Genomic DNA, 11,689 nt, shown 5'->3' with positions numbered 1-11,689 from the left:
GACTACACAGCCGTCGTCGTGACGTCTATGTCGGCGGCGGTCAATGTATCGCCGGTAATGGTCGCGACTTCGTATCCGGCGCCCGCACCATCGCCATCAGCGTCGAAGAACAACGAGCCGCCGGCCCCCGCCGTATCCGCAAAGATGAAGGACGCGCCGCTGTGGGCGCCGTTATTGTTGTAGGCGCCGGTCACCGTCGAGAAGTTGGTGGCATCCACGGTGAGGCCGATCCCGGTGAAACCGCTCTGGAGGAACTGGAACCTGTCGGTCCCGCTCAGGAAGTCGGTAATCGCGTTCGTGCCGTCGGAGGTGGTCGCGAAATGGAAGGTATCGGCGCCATCGCCGCCCGTCAGAGTGTCATTCCCCTCGCCACTGAAGAGCGTGTCGTTGCCCGTACCGCCGTCAACGGTGTTGACCCCGTTGCCCGAGAGAATTGTGTCATTGCCCGCACCGCCGTCGATCGTCTGGGTCTCATCGATGCCGGTAATCCGGTCGTCGAAACCCGACCCGACAACACCCTCGATGTTTGTCTTGTCCGTGTAGGTATCGTTCTGGGCGTCACCGGTATTATTGCCGGGTGTCTCGAGATCGACCGTCACCGCGCTCCCGGCGCTGGCGTAGGTGAGCGTGTCGGTGCCCGCGCCGGCGGTAAAGGTATCGTCGCCGGCACCACCGTCGAGCGTGTCGTTGTCCGCGCCGCCATTCAATGTGTCGTTACCGGCCCCGCCATTCAGGGTGTCGTTACCCGCGTCGCCATTCAGGGTATCGTTGCCCGTGCCCCCGCCGATCGTATCCCCGCCGTCACCACCCGACAGATTGTCGTCGTTGTTGCTGCCGGTAAAGATGTCCGCGAAGGACGTGCCGATAAACGCCTCGATCGTGTCGGCGTAACTGTCACCCGCGGCATCGCCGGTGCTATTTCCCGTGTTCGCGAGATCCAGGGTCAGGCCCGCCGAACCGGCATACGTCACCGTGTCGGTCCCGGCCCCGCCCGTGAAGGTATCGCCCCCGGCGCCACCGTTCATCAGGTCGTCACCGGCATCACCATTCAGGATATCCGCGCCCGCGTCGCCGTTGAGGGTGTCGTTGTTATCGCCACCGTTCAGCGTGTCGCCGTCATTGCCGCCGTTCAGGGTATCGTTGTCCGCGCCGCCATTGAGTGTGTCCGCACCCGCACTGCCGTTCAGCGTGTTCGCGTTGCCGTCGCCGGTCAGGACATCGGCGAAGGACGAACCGGTCAGATTTTCGATGCTCGTGTATAGGTCACTCGCGGCATCGTTGGTGTTGTTGTTGTTATCGTCCAGGTCGGCGGTCACCCCAATTCCGGCATCTGCATAACTCGCCGTGTCCGTCCCGTTACCGCCATTGAGATTGTCCCCGTCCGCGCCGCCGATAAGGATGTCGTTGTCGTCCCCGCCGAACAGTCCGTCGACACCGGCATTGCCGTGGAGCGTATCGGCACCGGCATTGCCGGTCAGCGTGTCGCCGCCCGAACCGCCGGTCAGCACGTTGGCACCGCCGTCACCGGTCAGAATGTCTCCCGAATCCGAACCCGTAATGTTCTCGAAGTTCGACAATGTGTCCGACCCGCCGCCGCCCGTGGCCGTTCCTGCGGCGAGGCTCGCGGTCACCGCGGAACCGGCATTCGCATAGCTCACCGTATCGGTGCCGCCTTCACCATCGAGAATATCGTCGCCGCCCCGGCCTTCGATCGTGTCGTCGCCGCTGCCGCCGTTGATCGTGTCTGCCGCCGAACCGCCGGTCAGGCTGTCCGACCCGTTCTCGCCATTGATGACGACGGCGGTTGTCGCCGCGGACGCATTGACGGTATCGCCGCTGGCTCCGGCATTGATCGTGAAGGTTCCCGTCAGGTCCGAGCCGTTCAGGTCCGCAACGGTGAAATTGTCGACACCACTGCCCGTTGTCAGCTGCAGATTCTCGACCCCGTCGAGATCAATCACGACCGCGCCGCGCGTCACGACCACGTCGGTCCCGTCGAATGTCACGGCATAGGTGTTTGCGGCACTCAGGTTACCCGATATCTGTGCGGTATCGGTGCCGGCGGAATCGTCGATATTGTCGCCGCCATCGCCATCCGCCACGATGAAGGTGTCGTTGCCGGCCCCGCCCTGGATAACATCATCCCCGGCGTCGCCATGGATGGTGTCATTGCCGGCACCGCCATCGATCGTGTCGGCGGATGCACCACCACGGATTGTATTCGCAGTCCCGTCGCCGGTCAGAACATCGACGAAAGCCGACCCGGTCAGATTCTCGAAATTCGACAGCGTGTCCGCACCGTCGCCGCCAGAGCTGGTCCCGGCCGCCAGGCTGGCCGTCACACCCGATCCCGCGTTGGCATAGGTGACCGTGTCGGTGCCGCCCTCGCCGTCGAGCACATCATCACCCGCGCGCCCGTCGATCGTATCGTTTCCGGTGCCACCGATGATGTTGTTGGCATTGCCGTCGCCCGTCAGACTGTCGTCGAAGTTCGAACCCGTAATGTTTTCGACCGTATTGACGACGAAGGTGTCCGCTCCGGCCCCCGATCCGGTCAAGGCGGTCAGGCTGACCGTCACCGCGGCGCTCGCGCTGGCGTAGGTCACGGTGTCCGTTCCTGCACCGCCATCGAACCTGTCATCGCCCGTGCCGCCGTTCAGCGTGTCATTGCCCAGGCCGCCCGATAGCAGATTGTCGCCAGTATCGCCCGTCAGTGTATCGTCGAAATTGGACCCCGTGAGATTCTCGATGCCGTTGTAGGTATCACCCGACGCATCGCCGGAGTTGTTGCCCGACGTATCGAGGTCCGCCGTCAGGCCCGCCGCGGCGCTTGCGTATGTCGCCGTGTCGGTTCCCGCGCCGCCGGTAAGACTATCCGCACCCGCATCGCCACTCAGCGTGTCGTTACCGGCACCACCGTCAAGCGTATCGTTCCCGGTGCCGCCATTCAGCGTGTCCACATCCGCGCCACCGTTGAGGGTGTCGTTTCCCGCCCCGCCATTCAGCGTGTCGTCCCCGGCTTCGCCCGAGAGCAGATTGGCATTGCCGTCTCCCGTCAGCGTGTCCCCGTTCGAGGAGCCCGTCAGGTTGGCAATATCGGTATAGCTGTCGCCCGCCGCATCACCGGTATTGTTTCCCGGCGTGGTGAGGTCTGCCGTCACGCCGGTTGCGGCGCCCGCATAGCTCGCGGTGTTGGTCCCGGTGCCGCCGACAAGCGCGTCCGCGCCGGCCCCACCGATCAGAACATCGTCACCGGCCTCGCCGTTCAGCGTGTCCGCACCCGCCGCGCCATTGAGCGTGTCGGCATCAGCCCCGCCGGAAATGACATTCGCATTCCCATCCCCGGTCAGGCTGTCCGCGAACGCCGAGCCGGTCAGGTTTTCGATGGTGGCGTAGGTGTCACCCGACGCCTCCCCGGTGTTGTTGCCAACCGTTGTCATGTCTGCGGTGACACCCGCGGCAGCGTTCGCATAGCTCGCCGTGTCCGTGCCCGCACCGCCCGTCATCGCGTCCGCACCGGCCCGGCCTTCGAGCGTATCATTCCCTGCACCACCGTCGAGCGCGTTCGCGTTGGCATCGCCGGTCAGGCTGTCGTCGAAATTTGACCCGGTGAGGTTCTCGACCGTGTTCACGACGAACGTGTCGGTGCCCGCGCCAGTCCCCGACAAACCCGTCAGGCTGGCCGTCACGGCGCCGCCAGCGTTGGCATAGCTGGCCGTATCGGTTCCCGAGCCGCCATCGAATGTGTCATTGCCGGCGCCGCCGTCCAGCGTGTCGTCGCCGGTGCCGCCATTCAGCGTGTCGTTACCGGCGCCGCCATTCAACGTGTCGTTGCCGCCATCCCCGTTCAGGGTGTCATTGCCCGTGCCGCCGCCGATCGTGTCGTTGCCGCCGCTTCCGGACAGATTGTCGTCGCCCGTGCTTCCCACGAAGATGTCATCAAAAGACGTTCCGACGAATGTCTCGATACCGACATAGCTGTCGCCGGCGGCATCACCGGTACTGTTGTTCGTATCGGCGAGATCGAGCGTAAGCCCCGCCGAACCCGCATAGCTCGCCGTGTCCGTCCCCGTCCCACCGTTGAGGGCATCGCCACCCGCACCGCCGATCAGGGTATCGTCGCCAGCGTCACCATTGAGCGTATCGACCCCGGCTGCGCCATTCAGTGTGTCACCGCCTGCACCGCCGGAAATCGTGTTGGCGTTTCCGTCGCCGGTCAGCGTGTCCGCGAACGCCGAACCGACCATATTCTCGAAATTGGCGAGCGTGTCCGTTCCGTCACCGCCTGTGCTGCCGCCCGTCGTCAGGTTTGCCGTGACCCCCGAGCCCGCATTGGCAAACGTCACAGTGTCGGTGCCGGCGCCACCGTCGAGCGCGTCGTCGCCGGCCCGGCCGTCAATCGTGTCGTTGCCGCCGCCGCCGTTGATGGTGTTGGCGTTCACGTCGCCGGTCAGATTGTCGGCGAATCCGGAGCCCGTCAGGTTTTCGATGCTGTTATAGGTGTCGCCCGCAGCCGCGCCGGTATTGTTCGCCGTCGCCGCAAAGTCCACGGTCAATCCGGCGCCCGCGTTCGCATAGCTCGCGATATCTGACCCCGCATTACCGACGAGCACATCCGCACCGCCGCGTCCCTCGAGAATATCGTCACCCCCACCGCCGGTGAGCGTGTTCACCCCGGAATCACCGCGCAATGTGTCGGCATTCGACGAACCCGTCAGATTCTCGATACTGTCATAGGTATCGCCTGCGGCTTCACCTGTGTTGTTCGCCGGTGTCGTCAGGTCCGCCGTCACGCCAACCGCCGCACCCGCATAGCTCGCGGTATCGGTGCCGCTTCCACCGTTCAATATGTCGCCATCGACACCGCCATTGAGGGTGTCGTTGCCCGCCCCCCCGTTCAGGGTATCGCTCAGCGTGCCACCCGATCCGTCAACCGTGCTGCTGCTTGTCAGCGTGTCGTCGCCGTCGCCGCCCGAGGCAATGATCCGCCTTCCGGCCACGTCACCGTTCAGGATGTCCGCGCCCGCGCCACCGTTGAACCGGACGGTGTTGTTGGTGATGGCAGTACCATTCAGGTCGGGGAGTGTCGCAGTGTCGCCGGAATTCCCCGCATTGAGTGTCAGGGATTCCACATTGCTCATTGTGACCGTATTGCCGCCGCCGAGGTCCGTGGTAACCGCCTTGGTCGTGTTGTTGACCGTCACGTTGAAGCTGTTCACCGCGGCCGCGTTCCCGGTCAAGGCCACCGTATCCTTGCCGGTACCGCCGATGATCGTGACCGCGCCGGAACCGCTCAGATAGATGAAGGAGTCACCCCCGTTACTGGCCGTGAATGTACCCGGTCCGTTGATGGTGATTGCCGGGTTCGTCGTCACCGGCGCCTGCGTCTGCGGCGCCTGCTCCTGTCCCTGATCGAGGGGATTGTTTCCGCCCTGATTGGGACCTCGAACAAATCCGTTGCCCTGCGCAGAGACGGTCGTCACCCCGCCATCCTGCCCGGGGGCCTGCGGGTTGCCGTCATTCTGCTGCAGATTATTCTGGACGATACGAGCCTGCCCGGGGTTCGTCGCGTCGACTTGCACCGTCTGCTGCGGGCCGCTCGTCTCGATATACTGAAATGCCCGGTCGCCGATCAGTTCGATCAACTGGGCGGGCGCGGCTTCCTGTGCGGATGGCGGGCGAAACAGGCTGAATACCTCGGCCGCCTGGAGTTCCTCGGTCAGCAGCATGGTCCCGGCGGTGGTCGCCACGAGCGCGCGGCCTAGCGAGCCGTCAAAATTGCGAACGAGCGTGAAGAGATTGAGTTCGGCCTCCGGTGCGGCCCTGCCGGCCACCCGTCCGCGTTCGACATTGATCGTCGCCACCGGCGTGCGCACATCGATCTGGCCGCCGCCAGAGTCGATCTTGTCCGGCGTGGTAAAGACGAAGGAACCTTCAAGGACAACGAAGAACGCGGAACTCTGATCCGGCGGCGCATTGGGCTCCACCCGTTCGACGAGCAGACGCCCTTCCTGATCCAGGAACGCGTTGGTGCCATCGGCAAAAGAGACTTCGACATCTGCGCCGGCGCTGGTGACAATCAGATCGCCCTGGAAGATCGAATCGCCCGGACCGACCTGTTCGCGCGTGCCATCAGCGCGAACAACCGATACGGAGCCGGACGCGTTGGTAATCTGGCCAACGCCCGGATTTGCGCCCGATCCGGTTCCTTGGGCGAGTTCCGTCACTGTCTCACGGCCGTCGCCCTGTGACACCGGGCCGGCTTGCGCCAGCTGCGTGCCGGCGCCAGAATCTGCGCCCGCGGTCGCGCCGCTTACCGTGCCATTCGAATCAGCCATTGCCTGTCCGCCTGTTCATCGGAAAACCTATACCACCGCAGGACATTCACGCGCCGCAAGCGCCCGACCCGTCCCGCAAATTCCGTTCAATCCGAAGGGGTTGCCAAGTTGTTGGTCGCCCCCTCTATTTAAGCACGGATTGATCGGGTATTCATTCTGTCTGGCTGCAGGTACCGCAGCCGCCCGATGTCCCCGAACGACGCTGCTGGACCGTATGGAGCCATTATCATGAGCACACGTCCGAAAATACTCCTGGTCGAGGATACATTGCCCCTCGCCCACACCTACCAGGAGTATCTGCGCGCCCAGCCTTACGACATCACCCATGTCGAGACCGGCGGCGACGCGCTGGACCAGATCGCCAACGGTGCCCCCGACATGCTGTTGCTGGATCTCGAACTGCCCGACATGAACGGCATGGATATCCTGAAACATCTTTCGGACAACGAAATTCCGATCCCGGTGGTCGTGATCACCGCGCATGGCTCGATCGGCATTGCCGTCTCGGCGATGCAGGCCGGCGCGAAGGATTTTCTGGTCAAGCCGTTCAGCGCCGACCGGCTTCGCGTCACCGTGGCCAACACCATCGAGGCCGCCCAACTCGCGGGAATCGTAGCCGAATACCGCGAGGAGATCGACCGAGACTCCTTCGGCGATTTCGTCGGGCGATCCCTGGCGATGCTTAATCTTTATCGAATTCTCGAATCCGCCGCGCCCAGCGATGCCACCGTCTTCATTACCGGCGAGAGCGGCACCGGCAAGGAGCTCTGTGCCCAGGCGATCCATCAATACAGCCGCCGCTCGCGCGGTCAGCTTGTCCCCATCAATTGCGGAGCGATTCCCGCGGAGCTCATGGAAAGCGAGCTCTTCGGCCACGTACGCGGCGCGTTCACCGGTGCGACGAGCGACCGGATCGGTGCGGTCGAGGCCGCCGACGGCGGAACATTGTTTCTCGACGAAATCGGCGAAATGAAGCTCGACCTCCAGGTCAAGCTTCTGCGCTTCCTTCAGTCCCAGGAGTTCATGCGTGTCGGCGAAAGCAAGACCCGCAGTGTCAGCACCCGGATCGTTTGCGCGACCAACCGCGACCCGCAACTCGAAGTGCGCGAGGGCCGTCTGCGCGAGGATCTCTTCTACCGGCTCCACGTCGTCCCGGTTTCCGTGCCGCCCCTGCGTGACCGCGAGAACGACCCGTTGGTTCTGGCCGAGCATTTCCTGCATGTCTATGGCAAGGAAGAGCGGAAGGAATTCGACGGCTTCTCCCGAGAGGCCGCGGCGGCGATTGTCAGCTATGAGTGGCCCGGCAATGTGCGTGAATTGCAGAACGTCATCCGCAACATGGTCGTGATGAACCCCGGCGGCGAAGTGCCGGCCTCGATGCTGCCGCCGCAGATCGCGAGCCTGGCGCCGGGCGGCGGGGTTTCGGACGGCGGGTCCCTGCAAATGGCCTCGCCGCAGCACGACACCGATACGTCGGGCGCAACGCCCGCCGCCAACGCGCCGGACGACATCCGGCCCCTGGAGGATATGGAACGCGACGCGATCGAACGGGCGATCGAGTTGTGCGAAGGCAATGTGCGGATGGCGGCAACCTATCTTGAGGTGTCCCCCGCGACCCTGTACCGCAAACGCGCCAAATGGGACGAAACAGACCCGTCGGCCGACCCGGAATAACCCGGCGGCTCGCAATTTGGCGGTGGCATCACGTTTCACAATGCGATTTCGTGTCTCAAACTGCGACCGCGAATCTGCGACCAGATAATCGACATCTGGGGCATTCCGTTGTTCTGGCGTCGCTTCGAAAACCATACTAACCAATTGATTTATATATAATTTGTACTTCTACAGACCCGGGAACAATAAAGGCGGCGACCTGACTAGGACGCCGCCTTATTGGGGGAGGAGGACACAACACACTCAGGTGTCCTGCCCCTAACGATGCAACCGGCGTGCCAGTTGACCTCATTTACTGACTTTTCAGCTGAAAATCGATCCGGCCGGCCAACGTATCTGCCTCTTCCGCGACATTCAGCATGTGTTGCGCCTCCGAACGAAGGTTCAGGGCTTCCTTTCGCAGCATGGCAATCCAGCTACGCATGGCCTCGCGGTCCGCATCAGAGTGGCCAATATCATTGGCGACATCGTGATTCCGGCCACGGATGAGGGATAGATTGTTCATATGCCCTACGGAGCAAACCCCATGCCAACTTGCCACCACATGAAGCCGGTTGTGGTATTCGCCATACACCGCGAAAATAGCCGGGCTTCGGATGTCGGAGCGCCGATCAGGCCAGACACTGAGATACAGCTTCGATGCATCTTCTGAAGAACGGAAACCGACCGTTTCACCTGGGCGCCTTTCCGCTGGAAACGCTGCCCCGCGACGATGCGCTGGGCGCCATGGAGATATCCCGATCAGCCGCCCCGCCCGCCGGTGACCGCGCGGCCTCGCCATTGCTTGGTGAAGTCACGCGCGGGTTTCGCGACATGTTCGCGCAGTTCGCCAGCGGCGACGTTGCCCCGGAGACGGCGCCGGAGACGGATGATGAAGAACGCTGCCGGGTGGACATCCTGGGGGCGGCGTACTTTCTCGACGCAAGCCAGGCCGGAATCTGTCTGATCCCCGAGAGCGCATGGCGCACAGGCACGACACCGCCGGATCATAGCCACGCGATCGTCATCATGGTCGAGCACAGCCGGATACCCGAAGACGAACCACTTTCGGCGGAATGGACCGGGCCGGCGGTCGTGGATGCAGCCGAAATGCGCGCTACGGAAATCGCGGTCAATATCGCGGGGCATATCCGGTTGATGGGCTATGACGCACGCGCCGACGTTCCCGGCAACCGGATGCTCGATGAGGCGCGTCTCGCGGTGCTGGCCGGCATCGCCATCCGAAACCAAGACGACAGCCTCGCGAACCCCTATATCGAGCGTTTTACCATCGCGGTCGTCTCCACCTCGTATCAACTCGCATGCGACCGGCCGCTGGCCGTCAACGCCATGAACGCAAAGGGCCTGCGCTATTGGTGGGGCATCAACGACGCTCGGTCCGGCCGCGAACGCAACCGCCGTGCAAAACGTCCGTCACATGCCAGCCGCTACCCGATGGAAACCGTCAAGCGCGTGGATCGGCCCACCACACTGATCCTCGACGACGAAGTACCCCGGGTCCCGAAGCGGGCGGCCTTCTTTGAACGCGCACTCCAGGGCGATCTCGGTGACAAGGCACAGCGCGAACGCGCCCGTTTCGCCACCAAGCATCCCCTCGCCCGCTCGATGGTCTCCTTGATCCGGGCCATGGTGCCGCATCAGGATGGCAAGCCCGCCGCCGCGCCGGATATGACCAAATACGCAGACCCGGCACAGAACACCAAGGCCCTGAAGGCATTATCCTATTTCCTTGGGGCCGACCTGACAGGGATCTGCGAGATACCCCGCTACGCATGGTACTCCCACAAGGATGACGGCACCGAAATCGAGATGTATCACAAATATGCAGTCGTGATGCTGATCGACCAGGGCTTCGACACCATGGAGGGGGCCAGCGGCGACGACTGGATATCTGGTGCCCAGTCGATGCGCGGCTATCAGCGCGGCGCGGAAATCGCAGGCGTGATGGCCCATATGCTCGGCAAGTTAGGTTTCCCGGCCCGCGCCCAGACCAATGCCGACAGCGACGTCCTGCAAATACCCCTGGTTCTGCTCGCCGGGCTTGGCGAGATGAGCCGTATCGGCGAACTGGTGCTGAACCCGTTTGTCGGGCCGAGGTTCAAATCCGTTGTCCTGACCACCGACATGCCGCTCGAAACCGACAAGCCTATCGATTTCGGCCTCCAGACCTTCTGCAACAACTGTCTCAAATGCGCGCGCGAATGTCCCTGCGACGCGATCCCCTTCGGCGACAAGGTGATGTTCAACGGCTATGAAATCTGGAAGCCGGACGCCGAGCGTTGCGCGCGCTACCGGGTCACCAATCCACACGGGTCTGCTTGCGGACGCTGCATGAAAACCTGTCCCATCAACAAGGTGGTCGATACGGACGGACCTTTGCTGACCCGCCTGGCGAGCTGGATGGGCGTCAATGCCCTGTTCCTCAAGCCGATCATGGTCCCCATCGCCACATGGCTGGACGATGCGCTCGGCAACGGTCGCCGAAACCTGAACAAGAAATGGTGGTTCGACCATGAAGTCGTCGGCGACCGGACCGTCACGCCCAAGGGCGTCAACCGGCGCGAGATCGACCCCTCGCGGAAGGTCGATCCGGCGAAACAACGCATGGCCTATTACCATGCCAACATGATGCCGCCGCCCGACACGCCCGTTCCCGTCCCCGTGGATCGCAAGGCGGCCGTGGCAGCCGGTGCATTGGTGGAGACACCCGATGAAGCCAGGGCCCGCGTGGCTGCCGGCAACCCGGCCCCGTCCCACTACACGCCGACGCCCCCTGTCGGTGCGGGACCGGCGAAGAAATTGGCGGCGAACCCCTATGCGGCCGACTTCAAGGACGTGAAATCCGCCGACGCCGACTGATCGGCACAGCACAAACATCATCTACCTACGTTTTTACGGAGAATGAGAATGGCCACGTTTGTTTTGGTTCACGGCGCCTGGCACGGCGGATGGTGCTGGTCACGGGTAACGCCGCATCTGCGCGCGGCCGGACATGAGGTCTTCACGCCGACGATGACCGGGTTCGGCGAACGGTCGCACCTGCTGACGCCGGATGTGGGGCTGGAGACGAACGTCACCGACATCGGCAACGTCCTGAAATGGGAATCCCTTGAGGATGTGATTCTGGTAGGCGCGAGTTACGCCGGCATGGTGACGACCAGCGTCGCCGACCGGATGCCCGAACGGATCGCGGCGCTGGTGTATATCAACGCCTTCATCGCCGCCGACGGGGTCTCCCAGAACGACATGCTGCCCGACTGGCGCCGCGAGATGATCGAGAAAGAGGTGGCCGCGGACCCGGACGCCTGGCGGATGCCGCCGCCCGAACCGGAGCTGATCGGGGTGGAAAACCCCGAGGATGCCGCCTGGATCAAGGCCAAGATGACGATCCAGTCTGCCAAGACATTCCATGACAGGGCCAGAATCACGGGCGCGCTGGATGCGATCACCAACCGCACCTATGTCCGCGCGACCGGCTATCGCAACTCCACCTTCGACGCGAATGTCGCCGCGTATGGCGAACATCCGACATGGCGTGCAGAGATCCTCGAAACCAGCCATGACGCCATGATCACCGCGGTCGACGATGTGGTGCGAATCCTGAAGGAAGTTGCCGCCAGCGTATCGGACTGATACCGCACCCCAACGGAAAGAGACGCCCCCTTAGGGGCGGGTCC

5 protein-coding genes are annotated in these 11,689 nt (G+C 63.3%); 3 read left to right on the top strand and 2 right to left on the bottom strand.

Annotated elements, in window-relative coordinates:
- Positions 1-2: 2 nt before the first annotated feature.
- The gene (locus tag ABJ363_09535; protein ID MEP4379228.1) at positions 3-6,338 is read right to left on the bottom strand and encodes a hypothetical protein; all 6,336 of its coding nucleotides are present in this window, start codon (positions 6,336-6,338) and stop codon (positions 3-5) included.
- 225 nt (positions 6,339-6,563) lie between these two features.
- Here ABJ363_09535 and ABJ363_09530 point away from each other — a divergent pair, with 225 nt between their 5' ends.
- Positions 6,564-8,012, top strand: a complete 1,449-nt coding sequence (locus ABJ363_09530) for a sigma-54 dependent transcriptional regulator (GenBank protein MEP4379227.1) — start codon at positions 6,564-6,566, stop codon at positions 8,010-8,012.
- A 292-nt stretch (positions 8,013-8,304) separates the two neighbouring features.
- Here the strand turns inward: ABJ363_09530 and ABJ363_09525 are convergent, their stop codons facing one another.
- Positions 8,305-8,436, bottom strand: coding sequence for a hypothetical protein (locus tag ABJ363_09525; GenBank protein MEP4379226.1), 132 nt, complete (start codon positions 8,434-8,436; stop codon positions 8,305-8,307).
- Between the two features lie 215 nt (positions 8,437-8,651).
- Here ABJ363_09525 and ABJ363_09520 point away from each other — a divergent pair, with 215 nt between their 5' ends.
- Positions 8,652-10,871 carry a reductive dehalogenase domain-containing protein gene (locus tag ABJ363_09520; protein MEP4379225.1) on the top strand — a complete coding sequence of 740 codons (2,220 nt, stop codon included), beginning with the start codon at positions 8,652-8,654 and terminating at the stop codon, positions 10,869-10,871.
- Positions 10,872-10,919: 48 nt separating this feature from the next.
- Entirely contained in the window at positions 10,920-11,645 is a 726-nt protein-coding gene (locus ABJ363_09515) for an alpha/beta fold hydrolase (GenBank protein MEP4379224.1), read from the top strand.
- Positions 11,646-11,689: the final 44 nt, after the last annotated feature.

The organism is Alphaproteobacteria bacterium (assembly GCA_039980135.1).
Taxonomy (GTDB): Bacteria; Pseudomonadota; Alphaproteobacteria; order UBA6615; family UBA6615; genus UBA8079.
Note: the sequence above shows the minus strand (reverse complement) of the source record. Positions and strands in the feature narration are given on the sequence as shown.